This window comes from Actinomadura sp. NPDC048394 (assembly GCF_040651755.1).
GTDB lineage: Bacteria > Actinomycetota > Actinomycetes > Streptosporangiales > Streptosporangiaceae > Spirillospora > Spirillospora montaniterrae.
On the sequence record NZ_JBEZJL010000126.1, the window covers coordinates 1 to 19,904 of the forward strand.

16 protein-coding genes are annotated in these 19,904 nt (G+C 73.0%); 7 read left to right on the plus strand and 9 right to left on the minus strand.

Annotated features, from left to right (window positions below):
* Positions 1 to 268 precede the first annotated feature (268 nt).
* Genes AB0C78_RS48065 through AB0C78_RS48080 form a run of 4 tightly spaced genes read right to left on the minus strand, consistent with a single transcriptional unit; the run spans position 269 to position 4,343 of the window.
* Positions 269 to 1,327, minus strand: coding sequence for an ROK family protein (locus AB0C78_RS48065; protein WP_360761856.1), 1,059 nt, complete (start codon positions 1,325 to 1,327; stop codon positions 269 to 271).
* Complete coding sequence (locus AB0C78_RS48070) at positions 1,324 to 2,151, minus strand: carbohydrate ABC transporter permease (RefSeq protein WP_360761858.1); 828 nt, start codon at positions 2,149 to 2,151, stop codon at positions 1,324 to 1,326. Before AB0C78_RS48070 ends, AB0C78_RS48065 begins: the two co-directional genes overlap by 4 nt.
* A complete protein-coding gene (locus AB0C78_RS48075; RefSeq protein WP_360761859.1) occupies positions 2,148 to 3,089 on the minus strand; it encodes a sugar ABC transporter permease in 942 nt (313 codons plus the stop codon). The genes AB0C78_RS48070 and AB0C78_RS48075 overlap by 4 nt, the downstream gene beginning before the upstream one ends.
* Positions 3,090 to 4,343 carry an extracellular solute-binding protein gene (locus AB0C78_RS48080; protein WP_360761861.1) on the minus strand — a complete coding sequence of 418 codons (1,254 nt, stop codon included), beginning with the start codon at positions 4,341 to 4,343 and terminating at the stop codon, positions 3,090 to 3,092.
* 527 nt (positions 4,344 to 4,870) lie between these two features.
* Here AB0C78_RS48080 and AB0C78_RS48085 point away from each other — a divergent pair.
* Both AB0C78_RS48085 and AB0C78_RS48090 read left to right on the plus strand, forming a co-directional pair.
* Positions 4,871 to 5,659 carry an SRPBCC family protein gene (locus AB0C78_RS48085; RefSeq protein WP_360761863.1) on the plus strand — a complete coding sequence of 263 codons (789 nt, stop codon included), beginning with the start codon at positions 4,871 to 4,873 and terminating at the stop codon, positions 5,657 to 5,659.
* 68 nt (positions 5,660 to 5,727) lie between these two features.
* Positions 5,728 to 6,783: an SRPBCC family protein gene (locus tag AB0C78_RS48090; RefSeq protein WP_360761865.1), complete on the plus strand. Its 1,056-nt coding sequence runs from the start codon at positions 5,728 to 5,730 to the stop codon at positions 6,781 to 6,783.
* A gap of 83 nt (positions 6,784 to 6,866) precedes the next feature.
* On the opposite strand, the gene AB0C78_RS48095 is transcribed toward AB0C78_RS48090, so the two are convergent.
* On the minus strand, positions 6,867 to 9,701 hold the full coding sequence (locus AB0C78_RS48095) for a LuxR family transcriptional regulator (RefSeq protein WP_360761867.1): 2,835 nt from the start codon (positions 9,699 to 9,701) through the stop codon (positions 6,867 to 6,869).
* 188 nt (positions 9,702 to 9,889) lie between these two features.
* Here AB0C78_RS48095 and AB0C78_RS48100 point away from each other — a divergent pair, with 188 nt between their 5' ends.
* Positions 9,890 to 11,257 (plus strand): helix-turn-helix domain-containing protein, encoded by a 1,368-nt coding sequence (locus AB0C78_RS48100; protein ID WP_360761869.1) that lies wholly within the window; start codon positions 9,890 to 9,892, stop codon positions 11,255 to 11,257.
* An 11-nt stretch (positions 11,258 to 11,268) separates the two neighbouring features.
* Here AB0C78_RS48100 and AB0C78_RS48105 read toward each other — a convergent pair whose 3' ends face one another.
* Positions 11,269 to 12,105, minus strand: a complete 837-nt coding sequence (locus AB0C78_RS48105) for an SAM-dependent methyltransferase (RefSeq protein WP_360761871.1) — start codon at positions 12,103 to 12,105, stop codon at positions 11,269 to 11,271.
* 263 nt (positions 12,106 to 12,368) lie between these two features.
* On the opposite strand from AB0C78_RS48105, the gene AB0C78_RS48110 reads away from it, so the two are divergent.
* Positions 12,369 to 13,493: an alpha/beta hydrolase-fold protein gene (locus AB0C78_RS48110; protein WP_360761873.1), complete on the plus strand. Its 1,125-nt coding sequence runs from the start codon at positions 12,369 to 12,371 to the stop codon at positions 13,491 to 13,493.
* An 18-nt stretch (positions 13,494 to 13,511) separates the two neighbouring features.
* Here the strand turns inward: AB0C78_RS48110 and AB0C78_RS48115 are convergent, their stop codons facing one another.
* Positions 13,512 to 14,873 (minus strand): HAMP domain-containing sensor histidine kinase, encoded by a 1,362-nt coding sequence (locus AB0C78_RS48115; protein WP_360761875.1) that lies wholly within the window; start codon positions 14,871 to 14,873, stop codon positions 13,512 to 13,514.
* Positions 14,874 to 15,039: 166 nt separating this feature from the next.
* Here AB0C78_RS48115 and AB0C78_RS48120 point away from each other — a divergent pair, with 166 nt between their 5' ends.
* The 3 genes from AB0C78_RS48120 to AB0C78_RS48130 are packed head-to-tail and all read left to right on the plus strand — an operon-like array spanning position 15,040 to position 17,424.
* Positions 15,040 to 15,261, plus strand: a complete 222-nt coding sequence (locus AB0C78_RS48120; RefSeq protein ID WP_360761876.1) for a hypothetical protein — start codon at positions 15,040 to 15,042, stop codon at positions 15,259 to 15,261.
* Positions 15,262 to 15,287: 26 nt separating this feature from the next.
* Entirely contained in the window at positions 15,288 to 15,977 is a 690-nt protein-coding gene (locus AB0C78_RS48125) for a response regulator transcription factor (protein WP_190862088.1), read from the plus strand.
* A gap of 58 nt (positions 15,978 to 16,035) precedes the next feature.
* Positions 16,036 to 17,424 (plus strand): FAD-dependent monooxygenase, encoded by a 1,389-nt coding sequence (locus tag AB0C78_RS48130; RefSeq protein ID WP_360761878.1) that lies wholly within the window; start codon positions 16,036 to 16,038, stop codon positions 17,422 to 17,424.
* 6 nt (positions 17,425 to 17,430) lie between these two features.
* Here AB0C78_RS48130 and AB0C78_RS48135 read toward each other — a convergent pair whose 3' ends face one another.
* Complete coding sequence (locus AB0C78_RS48135) at positions 17,431 to 18,627, minus strand: S8 family serine peptidase (RefSeq protein WP_360761880.1); 1,197 nt, start codon at positions 18,625 to 18,627, stop codon at positions 17,431 to 17,433.
* 8 nt (positions 18,628 to 18,635) lie between these two features.
* On the minus strand, positions 18,636 to 19,877 hold the full coding sequence (locus tag AB0C78_RS48140) for a S8 family serine peptidase (protein WP_360761881.1): 1,242 nt from the start codon (positions 19,875 to 19,877) through the stop codon (positions 18,636 to 18,638).
* Positions 19,878 to 19,904 lie beyond the last annotated feature (27 nt).

Sequence of the window (19,904 nt, forward strand, 5' to 3'; positions counted from 1 at the left end):
CGCCCTTGACTTTGGAGGGGCGGCCCCGTACGCAAGCGCCACCCCACCACCCGAACACCCTTATCCACGATCTCCCGAACACCACTCTCGTCGAGACGCCTGAACAGCCCCTCTTGCCAACCAATGGAATCTCGATGGAAACCCGTAGACCGGCATAAGAACCCGACAGGAAATACATCCCAACCCGGACATGCGCACAGCTCGGCTCCACCCACGCCACCACTTCCTTGGCATTGGCGCAGACATAGTGGCCGCCGGGGAGGTGAGGTTAGAGAAGACGGGCGGCGAGGAGGGCGGCGCCGTGGACGGCGGCGCGGTCGCCGAGTCGCGTGACGGCCAGCGGGGGAGCGGGACGGAACAGGAGGCGGTCGGCGAGCCGTGCCTCCAGCGGTTCGAGCAGCAGCGGCCCCGCCTGCGCCAAACCGCCCCCGAGGACGAACAGCCCCGGGTCGAGGAGCAGCGTGGTGGCGGCGAGGCTGTCGGCCAGGCAGTCGAGGGCCTCCGACCAGATCCGGGCCGCGAGGTCGTCGGTGCTTGCCCGCGCGATCACGTCCTCCGCGCGGACGCCTCCCACGTCGCCTCCCACGCCGCCCCCTGCGCCGTCCAGGGCTGCTGTGCTGTCGGCGGCACCGTCCAGGGCACCCGCTGCGCCGAGCGTGCTGCCCGCTGCACTAGCGACCGTGCCCGATCCGCCGGTCGGCGTAAGAGCGGCGGCCCTGGTGGTGTAGTGCCGCGCGATGGACGCGGCGGACGCGTAGGTCTCGAGGCAGCCCTTGTTGCCGCAGGCGCAGTCCTCGCCGCCGGGCCGGACGACGACGTGCCCGACCTCGCCGCTCCAGCCGGAGACGCCCGGGTAGGTGGTGCCGTTCAGGATCAGCGCGGCGGCGATCCCGGTGCCGATCGCCATGAACACGAAGTCGCCCGCGTCGCGTCCCGCGCCGAGGACGGCTTCGGCGAGGCCGCCGGTGCGGACGTCGTGGCCGACGGCGACGGGGACCCCGAGCCGCTCCTCCGCCAGGTGCAGCAGCGGCACGTCCTGCCACCCGAGGTTGGCGGCGCGGACGGCGGTCCCGGACGCCTCGTCCACGATGCCGGGGACGGCGATCCCGGCGGCGCGGGCGGGCCGTCCGAGCGCGCCGGCGCGGGCGGCCATGTGGGCGGCGAAGTCGAGGATGCCGCCGACCGGATCGGTGCGGTCGGTCGGCCATGTCTCGGCGAGCAGCACGTCCGCGCCGGTCGCCGCCCCGGAGCCGGCGGCGCCGGACGGGGCGGGGACGAGCGCGGCCTTCATGGACGTCCCGCCGACGTCGATCGCGATGAGGGTCACTTGACGGAGCCCGCGGTGAGGCCGCCGATCAGGTACCGCTCGATGAAGACGAAGAGGATCACGACGGGAACGATAGCGATGAGCGAGGTGGCGAACAGGTACTGCCAGTGCGCCTGGTACTGGGTGACGAACGACGGGATCGCGACGGTCAGCGGCTGCCGGTTGGGCGACGCGGTGACGGTCAGGGCGACGATGTACTCGTTCCAGGCGGAGATGAACGTGTAGACGACGGCGGTGATGACGCCCGGCGTGGAGATCGGGAGCGTCACCCGGAACAGCGCGCCGAGGCGTCCGGCGCCGTCCAGGAACGCGGCCTCCTCCAGTTCCTTGGGGATGCTGGAGAAGTAGCCGTGCAGGATCCACACGCAGAACGGCAGGTTGAACGCGGCGTTGACGAGGATCAGCGCCATCAGGGTGTCGGTCAGGTTGAGCGCGACCATCTCCCGGAAGATGCCGATGACCAGCGCGGTCGGCGCGAACATCTGGGTGACGAGGACGAGCAGCAGGAACGCGCCGCGCCCGCGGAACCGGTTGCGGGCGGTGTAGTACGCGGCGGGCATCGCGCACGCCAGCGTGACGACGGTGGCGACGGCGGCGACGACGAGCGAGACCCGCATGTTGGTCCAGATCGGCGCGGCCTTCCAGACGTCCACGAAGTTCGACCACTGCCAGTGCCCGGGCAGGTACGTCCCGGGCGACTCGGTGAGCTCGTGCTCGGTCTTCAGCGACGTCAGGAACATCTGCAGGTACGGCGCCACGAAGATCAGCGCGACGAGCCAGCCGACCCCGGTGAGGAGCACCTTGCGGACGGGGGAGCGTTTCATCGGACCTCCTCCCGCCAGCGCGTGGCCCGCAGGTACACCAGCACCATCACCAGGATCAGGACGAAGTTGACGACGGCCATCGCGGCGGACTCGCCGACGTGCTGGTCGTAGAACGCGAGCTTGTACATGAAGGTGGTGGTGGTGTCGGTGGCGTGCCCGGGACCGCCGGCGGTCATCGCCCAGATGATCGGGAACGAGTTGAAGACGTTGATGACGTTGATGATGGAGGCGATCAGGACGGCGGGCCGCAGCAGCGGCAGCGTGATCCCGAAGTAGGTGCGGAAGGCGCCGGCGCCGTCGACGCGGGCCGCCTCGTACACGTCGGACGGGATGGACTGGAGCCCGGCGAGGATGACGAACGAGGTGAACGGCAGCGACACGAACACCGCGACCCACATCATCCAGATCATCGCCTGGTGGGGGTGGCCGAGCCAGTTGACCGGCTTGTCGATGACGTGCAGGTCGAGCAGCACGCGGTTGACGATGCCGGAGTAGTTGTCCAGCATCCACTTCCAGATCAGCGCGGTCATCAGCACCGACGCCGCCCACGGGACGATGACGGCCCAGCGGACGACGCGGCGGCCGGGGAAGCGGGCGTTGAGCAGCTGGCCGACCGCGAGCGACAGCACCATGGTGACGACGACGATGCCGGCGACCCACAGCAGCGTGCGGAGGACGACGGGGACGAGGGCGTCCTCGTCGAACAGGTCGGTGTAGTTGGCCGAGCCGCGGTTGCCGAGCGTCACGCCGGACGAGCTGATCTTCAGCAGCGAGGTGCGGACCATCTCGATGACGGGCCACAGCACGACGACGGCGATGAGCACGATGGACGGGCCGAGCCACAGCAGCGGGACGAGCGCGCGCCCGATGCGCCTGAGCAGGGAGGGGCGGGACGCCGGACGGAATCCGGCGTCCCGCTTCACGGCGACGTCCTGCACTCAGCCGGCCTTTTCGGCGGTCTGCTGAATGTCGTCGAGCACCTTCTTCGGGTCCTTGTCGGCGACCGAGGTGCCGAGGCTCTGCTTGACGGCGCCCGCCACGGCCGACCACGCGGGGTTGCTGGTCGGGGCGAACTTGCTCGTCGGCAGCGCGTCGACGAACTGCTTCATGTACGGGTCGGAGCTGAGCGCGTCACCGGCGGACTTCGTCGTCGGCAGGAAGCCCTCCTTGGCGAGGAACCGCGAGACGTTGTCCTTCTGGTAGAAGAAGTCGAGGAACTTCTTGACGGCCTCCTTGTTCTTGCCGTCGTTCTTCTTGAACGCGTCGAGGACGTCCATGACGCCGAGCGTGTTCGGCTGCGAGCTCGCGTTCTTCACCGGCAGCGAGGTGACCCCGAAGTTCAGGTTCGGGTTCGCCGGGGTGATGAATCCGGCCTTGGTGAACGGGCCGCCGATCGCCATTCCGATCTTGCCCTGGGCGAACTGGTTGAACACCGTCTTGCGGTCGGTGCTCTCCGGGTTCGGCTGGGTCAGCCCGGACTTGTTGAGGTCCTTGAGAAAGTTCAGCGTGTCGACGTTCGCGGGCTGGTTGATCGCCCATTTGCCGGACGAGTCGACCCAGCCGCCGTTGTCGTTCATCGCCCAGGAGAAGAACTCCGCCTGCGCCTCCTCGGGGCCGAGCGGCAGGCCGTAGCCGATGGCGCCGGTCTTCTTGATCTTCTGCGCGTCGGCCTTGATGTCGGCCCAGGTCTTGGGCGGGTCGGTGATGCCGGCCTTCTGGAACAGGTCCTTGTTGTAGAACATCAGCCGGGCGCTGGAGATGAACGGCAGCGTGTACTGCTCGCCGTTGAACTTGGCCTGCTCCACGAACGTGGGGGTGAAGTCGCTGAGCGTGGCCGGCGACACGACCTCGGAGGCCTTGTAGAGCAGGCCGTCGCGGGCGAAGTCGGAGAACGCGTTGTAGTTGAGGATGTCGGGGACCTGCTTGGTCTGGACGTAGGTCTTCACCTTGGCGTCCATCTGGGTCCAGTCGACCATCTCCAGGTTCACCTTGTACCCGGAGTTCTTGGCCTCGAAGTCCTTGATCAGGGCGTCCCAGAAGGGCTTGGTGTTGTCGTCGTAGATGGCCGCGACGAATTTGATCGTCTTGCCGTCGGAGTCGTCTCCGCCGGACGAGCTTCCCTTGCCGCATCCGCTGACGCCGAGTGCCACGGTGAGGCCCGCGGCGATGGCGCCGATGAGGTGCCGTTTCATCTGTCCCCGCCTTCTTCGGCTCGCACTTGCGGACGCTCCCGCGCGTCCGTGCGTCGTTTTTCGGCCCGCATGTTCACGCCGCCCCGGACGGGTCGCGCGGCGTGCCGTCGCATGACCCTTTGGCGTGGTCCTCCCGCGGGCGGCGTCGGCCGCCCGGTCCTCCTCCCTTTCGCGCATGAAAAATTGTGCGCGGTGCGAATGCTCACTGAGCACAAACGCGCGTGGTGGCCATGAAGATAAACACTGGTCCGTACCAGTTCAAGGGGTGCATTACGCAAGAGGCTTAACCGTTACCGGAGGCGGCCGTGGTCCGGTGTGCACGCTGGGCTGGTCTGGTCGGGCGGTTTCGGCCCGTGATCGCGCGGTTTTGGTGCGCTCACTCTGCGCGCGACCGCTGTGACCTGCTGTGACGACGTTCCGGCGGGTGCGTGCGCGGGAGGCCGGGCGCTGGCCTGCGGCCTGTTTTGCCCTTCTTTACGCGGGTAGCCCGGCGCACGACTCCGAGTGGACGGCGAGGTGACGAGCACATGAACTTCCGGACCGGGTTCGCCGCCGGCGCGGGCGGCGTTCTGGTCGCGGCCGCGGCCGGCCGCGCCGGGCGCCGGGTCGCGGACCGGGTCGTCGCCCGCTTCGAGTCCCGGCTGGAACGCTCCGTCCGGCGGCTGGCGGCCGAGGCGGAGCAGGGCGGGCCGCTGGTCAGGGCGGCGCTCGCGGGCGCCCGGGCCCTGTACGACGGCAAGTCGCCGGGCCGCGCGCTGCTCAGCTTCGGCTGGACGGCGCTGAAGGAGACCCTCAAGCGGATCTTCAGCTTCGGCGGCCGCGGCGGGCCGGTGAACATCGTCGAGCAGATCGACGTCGGCGCGCCCTGCCGGCTGGTCTACGACCAGTGGACCCGCTTCGAGGACTTCCCGTCCTTCATGAAGAAGGTGGTGAGCGTCGACCAGGCGTCCGACGAGCGGCTGGACTGGAAGGCGCGGATCTTCTGGTCGAGCCGGACGTGGCGCTCGACGATCGTCGAGCAGGTCCCGGACCGGCACATCGTCTGGCGGTCCACGGCGGCCAAGGGACGGGTGGACGGGACCGTCAGCTTCCACGAGCTGACGCCCGACCTGACCCGCGTCCTGCTCGTCCTGGAGTACCGCCCCGGCGGCCTGTTCGAGCGGACCGGCAACCTGTGGCGCGCGCAGGGCCGCCGGGTCCGGCTGGAACTGAAGCACTTCCGCCGCCATGTCATGACCCGCTCGCTGACGGCCCCCGGCGGGGTCGAGGGCTGGCGCGGCGAGATCCATGACGGCGAGGTCGTCCGGACCTCGTGAAGCAGACCCCCGAAACCGAACTCCTGCGGAGGAGACACACCATGAAACGCGGAACCAGGGTGGGCCCGGTGCCCATCGGACAGATCGCGAAACGGCTGCCGGTCGGCCGGCGGAGCCCGTCCGGCCTCGGCCGGATCACGCAGAACCTGCCGAGCGGTGTCCCGGGCGGCAAGGCGCTCGGCGCGACCGGCGGCGTCCTGCTCGGCGCCGGCGCCGCCGTGGCGGCGGGCCGCGCGCTCAGCCGCCGCAACGACCGGGGCGAAGAGCCCGAGGAGCGGAACGAGAGCGGCGGCTCCACCGGAAAGAGCACGGCGAAGAGCGCGAAGGACACCGCGAAGAACACCGCCGAGAACGCCAAGGACACCGCCGAGGAGACGGCCGGCAAGCCCGCCGAGAAGGCGAAGGGCCTGTTCGGGCGGCTCAAGGACACCATCGGCGGCGCCCTGAAGAAGGGCGGCGGCAAGGGCGGCGGCGGCAAGAAGGTGAAGGTCACCAACATCATCGAGCACACCGACATCGGTGCGCCGCGCCGCCTCGTCTACGACCAGTTCACGCAGTTCCAGGACTTCCCGTCCTTCATGAAGAAGGTCATCAGCGTCGACCAGGCGGACGAGGAGAAGCTGAACTGGCAGGCGAAGATCTTCTGGTCCAAGCGGACGTGGGAGGCGACGATCGTCGAGCAGGTCCCGGACGAGCACGTCGTCTGGCGCTCCAAGGGCGCGAAGGGCCACGTGGACGGCACCGTCAGCTTCCACGAGCTGGCGCCGAACCTGACCCGCGTCCTGGTGGTCCTGGAGTACCACCCGCAGGGCCTGTTCGAGCGGACCGGCAACATCTGGCGCGCGCAGGGCCGCCGCGTCCGGCTGGAGCTCAAGCACTTCCGCCGGCACGTGATGACCCAGTCGCTGACGCACCCCGACGAGATCGAGGGCTGGCGCGGCGAGATCCGCGACAGCGAGGTCGTGAAGACCCACGAGGAGGCGCTGAAGGAGGAGGAGAAGTCCGGGAACGGCCGCAAGGCCAAGAGCGGCTCCGGCTCCTCCGCCGGGAACTCCTCGAACTCCTCGAAGAGCGCTCGCGGCTCCAAGGACGCGGCCAAGGAGGAGGAGTACGAGAAGGCCTGACACGGGCCGGTCCTCCGCCGGACGGACACAGGCCGGTCCTCCGCCGGACGCCGGGCGCGGACCCCTCGTCCGCGCCCGGCGGGTCAGCGGATCATCCGGGCCAGCTCGACGCGCGACCGGATCCCGAGCCGGGTGAAGACGTTGCGGAGGTGGTGGTCGATGGTCCGCGGGCTGAGCAGCAGCCGGGCCGCGATCTCGCGGTTGGTGGCGCCCTCGGCGACCATCCGGGCGATGTGCGCCTGCTGGGCGGTCAGCCCGGTCAGCGCGGGCGGCTCCCCGGGCCCGGAGGCGGTGCGCGGTGCAGCCGTCTCCGGGTCCGGGGCCGGGCCCGCGTCGCCCGCCGCGCGCAGCTCGGCGCGGGCCTGCCCGGTCCACGGGACGGCGCCGTACCGCTCGAAGATCCGCAGCGCGGTGCGCAGGTGCTCGCGGGCGGCGCGGGGGCGGCGGCCGCGCCGGAGCCGGGCGCCGAACAGCAGCTCGGTGCGGGCCAGCTCGAACACCGCGCCCGCCGACTCGTGCAGCCGGAGCGCCTCGGTGTAGTGCGCGGCGGCCTCGTCGTCGCATTCGGCGAGGAGGGCGGCGCAGCGGCGGGCGAGCGCGAGCCGTCCCGGGGTGCGGGTTGCGTCGGCCCAGCGGGTGAAGTCCTCGGCGGCGCGGGCGGCGCGCGCCCGGTGGCCGGTGTAGGCGAGGGCCTCGACCAGGTGCGGCGCGGCGAGCAGCCGGGCCAGCGGGTGCGCCAGGCCCGCCCCGCCCGGGAGCCGCAGCCGCGCGGCGGCGTCGCCGGGACGGTCGGCGGCGAGGTCGAGGCAGGCGGGCGCCCACGCGCCGAACGCGGCGGCGCGGATGAGGCCGCGCCGGTCGGCGCCCGCGAGCCCGCGCCGGTCCGCGCCGCCGGAGAGCGCTTCCAGGTGCCGGTGCGCCGCGTCGCGGTCGCCGTTGAACGAGGCGACGAGCGCGAGCGCGGCGAGGTGCTCGGCGGCGTGCCCGTGCTGCCCGGTCGCCCGCGCCAGCCGCAGGCCCTCGTGGCACGCGGTGATCGGCACCGGCGGATGGCCGAGGAGCGTCTCGCACCGCGCCGCGGCCGACAGCGCGTACGACTCGGCGGGCGCGTCGCCGCGCAGCCGCGCGGACGCGACGGCCCCGGCCGCGAGCGCGCGCGCCCGGCCGTCGCCGAGGGCGAGGGCCGCGAGCGCCGCCCACGCCTGCGCGGCGGAGTCGCCGGAATGGTCGGCCGAGGAGTCGCCCGCGATGGCCTCGCCCAGCCGGACGGCCCGGCCGAGCAGCCGCGCGGCCTCGGCGTAGCGGCCGCGGAACGTCGCGGCCATCCCGGCGAGGTGCGCCCGCATCAGGCCGGTGCGGGGCGTGTCCGGTGCGCCGGGCAGGTTCGCGGCGCGTTCCGCGATCTCGGCGTAGGCGAGGTGGTCGCCCGCGGCGTCGGCGGCCTCGGCCGCCCACATGAGCGCCGCGAGCGCCAGCGCGCCGTCGGTCCCGGCGAGCCGTTCGGCGGCGTCCCGCAGCATCGGGACGGCGGTGGCCGGCGACCCGGAGCCCGCCTCGATCTCGCCGCGCAGCAGTTCGGCGAGCCCGGCCCGGGTGCCGTCCTGGTCCAAGGGCCGGACCTGCCGCAGCACGGCCCGGGCCCGGCGCGCGCGTCCGCCCGCCCAGGCGTCGGTGGCGGCGGCCAGCAGCCGGTCCGCGCGCGCGCCGCGTTCCGACGTCAGCGCCGCGGCGCGCTGCCACGCCTGCCACGAGTCGCCGTACCGGCCCGCGCGGCGGGACCGCGACGCGGCCTCCGCCAGCTCGTCGGCGATCCGGTCGTCGGCCTCGCCGGACAGCGCAGCCCGGTGCCAGATCAGCGACGGCCGCTGCCAGTCCTGCACGAGCAGTTGCGCGAGCAGCGCGTGCGCGGCGCGCCGCTCGGCCCGTGACGCCTCCGCCCACAGCGACGACCGGACGAGCCGGTCCCGCACGACCACCGCGTCGTCCCCGGCGACCGCGTGGTCGGCGAGCCGCAGCAGGCCCGACTCGCGCGCCGCCTCGATCTCCCGCGCGCCGATCCCGGCCGTCCGCGCGGCCCGCGCCACCGTCGCCGCGCCGAGCCACTCGTCCGCCGCGACCATCAGCACGAGCCGCTGCGCGCCCGGCGGGAGCCGCAGGTGGCGGTGCCGGTACAGGGTCCGCAGGACGCTGCCGGGCGGCAGCGCGCGGGGCGGCGCGGCGCCGCCGGACAGCTGCGCCGCGGTCAGCCCGCCGGCCAGCTCCCGGACGGCGAGCGCGCACCCGCTCGCCAGGTCGACGACCTCCTCCGCGAGCTCGGTGCCGAGCGCGTCGCCGGCCGCGTCCTGCAGGATCCGCAGGCTCGCCTCCTCGTCCAGCGGCGGCAGCCGCAGGTGCGGGATGCCGGTGAGCGGCGCCAGTGTGCGCGCGGCGAAGATGATCGCGAGCCGCTCGTCGTGGACGCGGCGCGCCGCGAACGCGAGGGCCTCCAGCGAGACCCGGTCCAGCCACTGCGCGTCGTCCACCCGGCACAGCACGGGGCCGGACCGCGCGGCGACGCTCAGCAGCTCGCAGACCGCCGAATACAGGACGAACGGGGCCGGGGCCTCGCCGCCGGACAGCGGCGCCAGCGCCGCCCGGAACGCCGGCGGGAGCTCGCCGACCAGGTCCGACAAGGGCCGCAGCAGCCGGTGCAGCCCCGCGTACGGGACGTCCGCCTCGGCGGGGACGCCGGTCGCCGCCAGCACCCGGAACCCTTCGGCGGCGGTCCGCTCGGCGGCGTCCAGCAGGGCCGTCTTTCCCATGCCCGCGTCCGCGACGACGGTCAGCGCGCTTCCCTGCCCGTCGCGCGCCCGGCCGAGGAGCCCTTCGACGACCCGGAGCTCCCGGTCGCGTCCGTACAGCCGATCGTGTCCAGACAACACACCCATGGTGACGAGAGGAGCACGCGCCCGCCGGACGGTCCAGAGCGCGGTTCCGTTTCGGGGCGGCCGCGCAACGGGACCGGGCCGCGGTTGTGCGCCGGCACAGTGCGGGCCGGGACCGGTGGTCCTGGAGTGCGCGCGGTGGCACGATGAGGCCCCCTGCGTTGTGCCGGAGGTGGCGGGCGATGACGGCGAGCCGGTCGGGAACCACGGACCGCTTGGACGCCGGGGGCCGCGAGGGCCTCCGCGGGGACCCCGCCCACCGGGAACCGGCCCGCCGCGATCCCGCCCACCGCGACCGGGAGCCGGGCCGCGAGCGCGAGCCGGGCCGCGCGGACGCCGACCGGGCCATCCTGCGCAAGGCGGTGCTGCGGCTGACCGACCGGCTCCCCGACCTCGCCGACCGGCTCGCCGCCGAGATCCTGTCCGGCGACGACGGCGACCGCTCCGAGCAGCTGCGCGGCGACCTCGGGGAGGTCTGCCGGGCCGGCCTCGGGTACGGGTTCGAGGCGATCCTCGAACCCGGCCGGGGCCGCGCCGACCTGGACTGGGCGCGCCGGCTCGGGCGGCGCCGCGCGCACCAGGGCCAGCCGCTCGACCAGCTGCTGCGCTCCTACCGGCTCGCCGGGCGGGTGTTCTGGGAGGCCGTCGTCGAGGTCGTCGGGCGGCACGACCCCGGCAACGTGCCCGCGCTCGTCCGGCAGGCGACCCGCACCTGGGACACCATCGACGAGCAGTCCGGCGCGGCCGCCGCCGCCTACCACCAGACCGAGCTGTCGCTGGCGCGGCGCAGCGAGGAGCGCGTCCAGGCGATCGTGGACGCGCTGCTGGACGGGCAGGGCGCGGACGGCGGGCTGCTCGCCACCGCCGCGTCCGTCCTCGGGCTGCCGGCGGCGGGCCGGTACGCCGTGGTGATGCTGGGCGCCGAGGGCGGGTTCGCGGGCGGCTTCGACGGCGAGCTCTCCGCGGAGTTCCCCGGCGGCCGGGACCGGCGCCCCGGCGACATCGGCGGGATGCGGTTCATCTGGCGGCTGCGCGCCGACGCGCAGGTCGCGCTGGTCGCGCTCGGCACGGCGGAGCTGGACGACCTCGTCGCCGCCGTCCGCCCCTACGCCCGGTCGCACGCCGGCGTCAGCCCCGTCGTGCACACCCTCGCCGAGCTGGGCGGCGCACGCTGGCTCGCCGAGCTGGCGCTGCGGACCTGCCGCGGCCCCGGCTCCCAGGTCGTCCGGCTCGACCGGCGCCTGCCCGACGCGCTGGTGCTGTCCCAGCCGCGGCTGGCCGGCCGGCTCGGCGACGTCGCGCTCGGCGGCCTCGCCGGCGTCGACCCCGCGTTCCGGGACGTGCTGCTCGCGACCCTCGCCGCCTGGCTGGACTGCGACGGCTCCGCCGCCCGCGCGGCCGACCGGCTGTTCTGCCACCGCAACACCGTCCTCAACCGGCTCCGCAAGATCGAGCAGCTCACCGGCCGCACGCTCGCCCATCCCCGCGACCTGGTGGAGGTGGCGCTCGCGCTGAGCGCCGTCCGCCTCCACGGCCCCGCCCAGCTCTGACTCGCCGCAGCTCAGCGGACGACGGCGCGGAGGAGGCGGAAGTAGTCGAAGGGGCGGAGGTCGTCGGTGCGCCTCCACGCCTCCGGCGGGACGGCCCGCTCCAGGGTGACGTTCTCGACGACGTCCAGGCCGTGCGCCGCGAGCAGCGCGTCCACCTCGCCGGGCGCGAACCGGGACCGGGACGGCTCGCCCGCGTCCCGGGTGACCCGCGCGGCGATCTCGGCGTAGGCGTCGCCCTCCGCGTCCCGCAGGCCGGGCGGCAGCGCGTAGTCCATGACCAGCTCGGTTCCGGGCGCGAGGCGGCCGATCTCCGCGAGCGTGCCCGCGATCGCGTCGCGGGTGAGGAAGTAGCTGACGCCGAGCCAGCTCACCAGCGCCGGGCGCGCGGTGTCGAACCCGGCGGCGGCGAGGAGCCGGACGGGCCCGTCCGGCTCCTCGAAATCGACCGGAACGAGCACGGCGTTCCCGGGGACGGGAATTCCGGCGGCGTCCAGCAGGCCTTTCTTCCACTCCTGCGTCGCCGGATGGTCGACCTCGAAAACGCGTTGTCCGGCGGGCGCGCGGAACGCGTAGGTGTCGAGTCCCGCGCCGAGGACCGCGTACTGGTCGAACGCGCCGGCGCGCGCCTCGGCGTAGCGGCTGCGGACGGTGGTGATCGTGCGGGTGCCCGCGAGGATGATGTGCCCGCCGTTGCCGCGGTGGTAGGCGATCATCTCGTCCGCCAGCCCGCCGAGCAGCCGCCCGGCCAGCGGGTCGGTGAAGATGAGGGGCCGCTCGTCGACCAGCGGGTGCGCGGCGCGGGCCGCCGCGGCCGACAGCGCGGTGCGGCTGGGTCGTCCTTCGTCCATGGCCTGCCTTTCCTGCCGGCCCCGCTCGGCGGGGGCCGGGCTCGGTGAGCCGGTGTTCGGGAAAGGCAGCCTATTCGGCGATAACGCCATCATAGCAGCGCGAAATAAATTCCCCATATACCTCACATCAAGATCGGGCCGCATTCCATTCGCGTCGCCCGCGAGCGGGTTAACGCGGAGCTAACCCGGCGTTGTCATGCGGCTGATGCGGTGACGGCTAACTTGACGGTCGGACGAAGACCGGACTGCCTTAGGGGGAGGGCATGGGACTCACCGGAGGCGGATTCATCACGCTGCTGTTCCTGGTGGTGGCGGTCCTGTTCGCGTTCACCGTGTGGTGGTGGCCGCGCGGCGCGCGCTCGGGGCCCGGCACCGTCGCCGCCAGGATCGGCCTGCTGGTCGGCACCCAGGCGATCACGCTCCTCGCCGTTCTCGTCGCGGTCAACGCGCACTTCGAGTTCTACTCCGGCTGGGACGACCTGTTCGCCACCAACGCGGCGCCCGCGAAGATCAAGCACGTCATGGCGAAGGCCGGCGGCCCGGTGAAGCAGATCGACACCGCGACGATCAAAAGGATCGGCGGCGCCGCCGCGAAACGCGATCCGGCCGTGTCCGGGGCGACCGAGGAATACCGTTTCCAGGGCCAGGCGACGGGCCTGAGCGCCGAGACGTTCGTCCTGCTCCCGCCGCAGTACTACCAGTCCGCGTACGCGAAGACCCGGTTCCCGGTGATCATCGTGCTGACCGGCTACCCGGGCCATCCGACCGCGCTGCTGCACACGATGCGCTTCCCCGACCTCGTCCGGCAGGGGGAGCGGGCCGGGGTGCCGCCCGCGATCTACGTGCTGATGCGGCCGACGGAGGCGCCGCCGCGCGACACCGAGTGCGCGGACGTGCCCGGCGGCCCGCAGGTCGAGAGCTTCTTCGCCACCGACGTGCCGCTCGCGATGCAGGCCCACTACCGGGTCGCCGTCGGCCGCACCGGCTGGGGCATCATGGGCGACTCCACCGGCGGGTTCTGCGCCACCAAGATCGCGATGAAGCATCCGGACCGGTACTCGGCGGCGGCGTCGCTGTCCGGGTACTTCTCCACGATCCAGGACCTCACCACCGGCAAGCTCTTCGACGGCAACAAGAACCTGCAGAACGAGAGCAACCTGCTGTGGCGCGAGAAGCACCTGCCCGCCCCGCCGATCTCGCTGCTCGTCGCGTCCTGCCGGGTGGGGGAGAAGACCTTCCCGGAGAACGAGCGGTTCCTCGCCGGGATCCGCCCGCCGATGAAGGCCGACAGCCTGTTCCTGCCGTCCGGCGGCCACAACTACCGCACGTTCCGCCGGATGGTGCCCGCCACGCTCCGCTGGTTCGGCGCCCGCCTCAAGGCCGAGTGACGCGCGCCGGGCGCGGGGTCACGCGCCCTCGTCGGACGGCGGCTCGGACGGCGGCTCGGACGCCGGCAGCAGCAGCGTGAAGATCGGCGGGGACGGGCGGCGCAGCACCAGCCGCCCGCCCTCCGCCTCCGCCAGCGCACGCGCCAGCGCCAGCCCGATCCCGTGCCCGCCGTCCCGGCCGCCGCCGTCCCGCCCGCCGTCGCCCTCGCCGCCGGAGTGCCGCCGCGCGAAGATGTCCTCGGTCTCGGTGACGCCCGGACCCTCGTCCGACACGTCGATCGCCAGGCCGCCGCCGATGTCGCTCGCCTCCACGGTCACCCGCCCCGCGCCGTGCACCTGCGCGTTGTCCAGCAGCACACCGAGGATCTGCCGCACCGCCGACGCCGACGCGTGCACCTCCGGCAGCGGACCCCGCGCCGCCACCTCCAGCGGGCGCCCGGCGGGCGGCCGCCGCCGCAGCTCCTCCAGCATCCCCGGCACGTCCAGCCGCTCCCGGTTCGGGCCCGCGTCCCGCGCCAGGCTCAGCAGGTCGTCGATGATGTCGCGCAGATGCTCGCCGCGCCGCACCGCCGTCCGCACCGCCGCCGCCAGGTCCGCGCCCGGCCGCTCCAGCGCCGACTCCAGCCCCAGCAGCAGCCCCGTCAGCGGCGTCCGCAGCTGGTGCGACACGTCCGCGCTGAACGCCCGCTCCCGGTCCAGCATCGACCCGAGCCGCCGCGCCGTCACCTCCAGCGCCCGGCCCGCCTCGTCCGCCTCCAGCACCCCCGACGACTGCGCCCGGACGGTGAAGTCGCCGTCCCCGAGCGCCTGCGCCGCCAGCGTCAGCCGCTCCAGCGGGCGCGCCAGCCGCCGCGACTGGTACCGCGCCACGAACACCGCCAGCCCGACGATCAGCAGCGCGAACGCCGCCATCACCCACCACGCCCGCTCGATCCGCCGCGCGACGGCCCGCTCCGGCATGCTCACCCGCGCCGCCGACGTCACCCCCTCGTCCGAGGGGATCGGCGCCGTCACCACCAGCCGGCCGTGCTCGTCGCGCTGGTGCAGCCGCCCGTCGCTCGCCTGCGCCGCCGCCCGCGAGTACGGCGGGCCCTCCCCGGTCAGCCGGCGCCCGTCGATCCCGTAGATCCCGACCCGCAGCCGCTCGTTCAGCCCCTCCGGCAGCTCGATCGGGCGCGGATGCCGCGCCTCGTCGTCCGGCGCCGTCGCCGCGACCCGCGTCGCGTCCCGCTCCAGCTTCGTCTGCGCCTCGCTGCGGTACAGCCGCTGCACCGCCACCGCCAGCGGGACGATCAGCAGCAGCACCGCCACCGCGGTGATCCCCGCGATGGTGACCAGCAGCCTGCGCCGCAGCGGCGCCGTCCTCGGAACCGCGTCCACACTCGCCTCCCGCCCGGAGGATAACCGCAGCCGGGACGTGCCGGACGCGCCCCGCGCCCGCGCCGCGGCAAGGTAAGCGACGCCCTAACCCACCGCACAGCCGCCGCTGATGCGCCCCGGGCTAGGTTGCGTCCTGACGCCGGCGTCGAGAGGGGGAGGCACGATCATGCGCAGGCTGCTCATCGGCGTACTGATCGTCACGGCGCTGGCCGGTGTCGGGCTCGGCCACGCGGTCAACGTCCACCGGGACTGCGCGTCCGAGCCCGGCTCACGGCTCGGCAGGGTCGTCGACGCCGTCACCGACGTCGTCACCGCCACCACCCGCGGCTCATTCTGCCCGGCCTCGCGGCCCGGCGCGCGGACGGCCGGCGTCCCGGCCCGCACGTGACCGCCCCCGTCCGTAACATCGGGACCATGGCCGGACCCTATGTGCTCGTCGTGGAGGACGACGAGGCCATCGGCAGCGAGCTCGCCGAGGCCCTCGCCGCGCACGGCTACGAGGCCGACTGGGCCGCCACCGGCGGCGACGCCCTCGACAGCGCCGCCCGCCGCGCCCCCGACCTGATCCTGCTGGACCTCGGGCTCCCCGACATCGAGGGCGTCACCCTCTGCCGGCGGCTCCGCACCGTGCTGCGCGACGCGGTGATCGTCGTGCTCACCGCCCGCACCCAGGAGTTCGAGGTCGTCGTCGCGCTCGACGCGGGCGCCGACGACTACCTGACCAAGCCGTTCCGGCTCACCGAGCTGATGGCCCGGCTCCGCGCCCACCTGCGCCGCAGCAGCGCCGGACGGTCCGACGAGCGGTTCGTCACCGCCGGCCGCCTCACCCTCGACCTCGCCGCCCGCCGCGCCAGCTACGCCGGCACCGAGATCGCGCTGCGCCCCAAGGAGTTCGACCTGCTCGCCCGGCTGGTGCAGTCCGCCGGCGAGGTCGTCACCCGCGAGGACCTCATCGACCAGGTCTGGGACACCAACTGGTTCGGCCCCACCAAGACCCTCGACGTGCACATCTCCGCCCTGCGCCGCAAGCTCGCCCAGCAGGGCGCCGACCCCGGCAGCATCACCACCCTGCGGGGCCGCGGCTACCGCTACGAGCGCGACTGAGCCCCGCTGCCAGCGGCCTGCCAGCGATCTGCCAGGGCTGCCGCCGACGCTGGCTCGCATGATCCTCATCGCCGGAGCCGGCCCGACCGGCCTCACCCTCGCCATCGACCTCGCCCGCCGCGGCGTCCCGCACCGCATCGTCGACCCCGGCCACCCGTCCGGGTCGCGCGGCAAGGGCCTCCAGCCCCGCACCCTCGAGGTGTTCGACGACCTCGGCGTCATCGACGCCGTCCGCGCCGCCGGCGCCCCCTACCCGCCGCTGCGCGCCTACGCGGGCGCCGACGTCGTCTGGGAGGGCCGCATGCACGACCCCGTCGAGCCGACGCCCGAGGTGCCGTACCCGAACGTCCTGATGGTGCCGCAGTGGCGCACCGAGGAGATCCTCCGCGACCGCCTCACCGCCCTCGGCGGCCACGTCGACGCCGTCGGCCTCGCCTCGTTCACGCAGGACGACGACGGCGTCACCGCCGTCCTGACCGACGGCACGACCGTCCGCGCCGCCTACCTCGTCGGCGCCGACGGCGGCCGCAGCACCGTCCGCAAGGCCCTCGGCATCCCGTTCCTCGGCGAGACCCGCGACGAGGAGCGCATGCTCATCGGCGACGTCCGGACCCCCGACCTCGACCGCGACCACTGGCACATGTGGGCCGACCTGGAGACCCGCACCCCCGGCGTCGGCCTGTGCCCGCTGCCCGGCACGTCCGACTTCCAGTTCACCGCCGCCCTCGCCCCCGGCGACGACCCCGACCTCACCCTCGCCACCTACCAGAAGCACCTCGCCGACGGCACCGGCCGCGACGACATCCGCCTCACCGGCCTCGGCTGGGCGTCGGTCTACCGCGTCAACATCCGGATGGCCGAACGGTTCCGCGCCGGCCGCGTCTTCCTCGCCGGCGACGCCGCCCACGTCCACTCGCCCGCCGGCGGCCAGGGCCTCAACACCGGCGTCCAGGACGCCTACAACCTCGGCTGGAAGCTCGCCGCCGGTTCCCCGTCCCTCCTCGACACCTACGAGGAGGAACGGCTCCCCGTCGCCGCCGGCGTCCTCGGCATCAGCACCGCCCTCTACCAGAAGGCCGCCGAAGGCCAGGCCGACGCCCACAAGCGCGGCGAGGAGACCCAGCAGCTCCTGCTCGCCTACCCCGACAGCCCCCTCTCGTCCGGCCCTGCGGGCGGCACCCGCGCCCCGAACGCCCGCCTCGCGGACGGCACCACCCTCTTCGACGCCTTCCGCGGCCCCCACTTCACCCTGCTCGCCTTCAACACCCCACCGCCCACCTGCGGCCGCGACGTCCGCACCGTCGAGATCACCGCGAACCCCGAAGCGGAAGCCGCCTACGCCGTCACCGGCCCGACCGTCGTCCTCGTCCGCCCCGACGGCTATCGAGCCCACACCGGCACCCCCGACTCCACGACCGCCTACCTGACCCGCCACAACCTCCTCTGACGTCCCCTAACGCGGAGACGAGCGCCGACTACGGAACCAGACCAAGGCGAGACCGCCGACAAGCACCGCCACCCCACCGACAGCGCCGTAGACGAAAGGTGAAGGCCCACCACCTGACCTCCGAGTTTCAGCAGCCGGGATCGTGTTCACATCATTCGCGGCCCCCTGCACCCGGTCGAACCGTTCGTAGACGGGGTTGGGCCCATCGGCCGGGACGGGGTATTTCGCGGGATCCATAGCACGCGCAATCCGAATGGCCCCGTACCCGGTCGCCTCGTCCGGAACAGGCTTGTAGATCGGCAGCGCAGTGGCAAGAAGCCGCTGCACAACCGTCCGCCCAGACATATGCGGATTGCGAGCCCGAATCAAAGCCACCGCCCCAGACACCAACGCCGCCGACGCACTGGTCCCCTGCGCATCCGAATAGACCGTGCCCGTCTTGCCGATTGCCACTGAGCCGCTCGCCGGAGCGGCGACGGCGACGTAGGGCTGCCGCTGAGTGCCTTTCCACGGCCGCAGGTCCGAGCCGACGCCGCCGACCGCCAGGACGCCAGGGCAGGACGCAGGGGCCTCTGCGAAATTGTTCGTGTTCCCCGTATCGCCGGCGGCAGCGACGGTGACGACGTCATGCTGTATCGCGTAAGCCACCGCGTCGCGGACGTCGCGCGAACATTGATCCGGTGTACCCGGCGCTCCGGCACCGAAGGACAGATTCAGCACCTTGGCGCCTTTGCCGACGGCGAAACGGATGCCGTCGGCGATCGCCTTGTCGCTGTCGACGCGGTCCGGGCCCAGGACATCGATCGACATCACATGCACCGGAAGGATCTTGGCTTGGGGGGCGATGCCCGCGAAGCCACTGCTTCCGCCGCCCTGCCCCGCGATCATGATGGCCATCGTGGTGCCATGGCCGTCTTCCTTCACATCGAGGTCCTTGCGGCCGTCGCTCTTACCGCCGGCGGTGTCAGCACCCTTGAGGACCACCCCGGCCAGTTCGGGGAGATGAGGGTTGACGCCCGAGTCGAGGACGCCGACCGTGATTCCCGCGCCTCTTGAAATTGGCCACACGGCGTTCTCGATTTCCCAAGCCGGGAACCACCACTCGTCCTTGCGCGGCCGCGGCTCCGCCGAGGCGGGCGACGCAATGCCAACGACCAGGGCGACCGCCGAACCCGCAATGGCGACGCGGCGAAGAGCCCTCATACGGATCCTTAGATGAGGGTGCCTTTGGTTCCGTCTCGTTTGACGCCATTCAGTCGGTGGCGGCGGAACCAAAGGAAGGCGAGGCCACCGACCAGGGCCGCTGCCACGCCGGCGAGGGCGGCGTAGATGGCAGGGGAGGTCCCGCCGCCCGACCGGTGGGTTTCGGCAGCCGGGGTCGCTGCAGCCGCTGTCGCCTTGTGCGCCGTCTGCTGCAATTGATCGAACCTGTCGTAGACGGGGTTTGGTGCGTCAGCGGGCACCGGGTACTTGGCGGGGTCCATGGCGCGGGCGATGCGGATGGCGCCGTAGCCGGTCGCCTTGTCAGGGACGGGCTTGTTGATCGGCAGCGCAGTGGCAAGAAGCCGCTGAACAACCGTCCGCCCAGACATATGCGGGTTACGAGCCCGAATCAAAGCCACCGCCCCAGACACCAACGCCGCAGAAGCACTGGTTCCCGCCGCGCCGCTGTAGACCTTGTCGCCTCTTCCGACGAACACCGACCCGCTCGCAGGGGCCGCGAGGGCGACGTAGGGCTGGCGTTGGGTCTTCTCCCAGGGGCGCAGATCGGAGTCGATGCCGCCCACGGCGACGACTCCTGGACAGGAACCGGGAGCCTCGGGGGAATTTATCGTTCTGCCGCTGTTGCCCGCGCTGGCAACGAGAACGACGTCCTTCTTTATCGCGTATCCGATGGCGTCCAGGAGCTTGTTCGGACATCGGTGAGGGATGCCGTCGGCTCCGGCCCCGATGGAAAGGTTGATCACCTTGGCGCCCTTGTCCGCGGCGAAACGAATGCCGTTGGTCAGGGCCGGGGTGATGCCCACGGGGGAGCCCGGCACGTCCCCGGTCGCCACATGGACCGGGAGAATCTCGGCCTCCGGAGCGAGCCCGACGTAGCCGCTGTTCCCGCCTCCCCGGCCAGCGATCATGACGGCCATTGAGGTCCCATGGCCGTCTTCGAAGATGTCCATGTCCTTGCGGCCGTCGGTCTTTCCGCCGGCCGTGTCCGCCCCTTCGAGGACGGCACCGGAGAGTTCTGGAATTCCTGCGTCCACTCCGCTGTCGAGAACGGCGACCGTGACGCCGGAGCCCTTTGTCAGCGGCCAGACGGAGTTCTGGACGTCCCAGGCGGAGAACCACCACTCGTCCTTGCGAGGTTGCAGGTCCGCGGCGGCCGGGGACGCGGGGGGGGGGCGCAGGGTGGGCGCGGCCGGGGGTGGGGGGGGGGAGGGGGTGCGCGCGCGGTGCACCGGGGGGGGGGGGCGGCCCGCGGGCGC

What these genes read in the sequence shown, in the direction of transcription:
- AB0C78_RS48070 (WP_360761858.1), bottom strand. Translation starts at nt 2,151, where the DNA reads ATGAAACGCTCCCCCGTCCGCAAGGTGCTCCTCACCGGGGTCGGCTGG.
- AB0C78_RS48080 (WP_360761861.1), bottom strand. Translation starts at nt 4,343, where the DNA reads ATGAAACGGCACCTCATCGGCGCCATCGCCGCGGGCCTCACCGTGGCA.
- AB0C78_RS48085 (WP_360761863.1), top strand. Translation starts at nt 4,871, where the DNA reads ATGAACTTCCGGACCGGGTTCGCCGCCGGCGCGGGCGGCGTTCTGGTC.
- AB0C78_RS48100 (WP_360761869.1), top strand. Translation starts at nt 9,890, where the DNA reads ATGACGGCGAGCCGGTCGGGAACCACGGACCGCTTGGACGCCGGGGGC.
- AB0C78_RS48105 (WP_360761871.1), bottom strand. Translation starts at nt 12,105, where the DNA reads ATGGACGAAGGACGACCCAGCCGCACCGCGCTGTCGGCCGCGGCGGCC.
- AB0C78_RS48110 (WP_360761873.1), top strand. Translation starts at nt 12,369, where the DNA reads ATGGGACTCACCGGAGGCGGATTCATCACGCTGCTGTTCCTGGTGGTG.
- AB0C78_RS48120 (WP_360761876.1), top strand. Translation starts at nt 15,040, where the DNA reads ATGCGCAGGCTGCTCATCGGCGTACTGATCGTCACGGCGCTGGCCGGT.
- AB0C78_RS48125 (WP_190862088.1), top strand. Translation starts at nt 15,288, where the DNA reads ATGGCCGGACCCTATGTGCTCGTCGTGGAGGACGACGAGGCCATCGGC.
- AB0C78_RS48130 (WP_360761878.1), top strand. Translation starts at nt 16,036, where the DNA reads ATGATCCTCATCGCCGGAGCCGGCCCGACCGGCCTCACCCTCGCCATC.
- AB0C78_RS48135 (WP_360761880.1), bottom strand. Translation starts at nt 18,627, where the DNA reads ATGAGGGCTCTTCGCCGCGTCGCCATTGCGGGTTCGGCGGTCGCCCTG.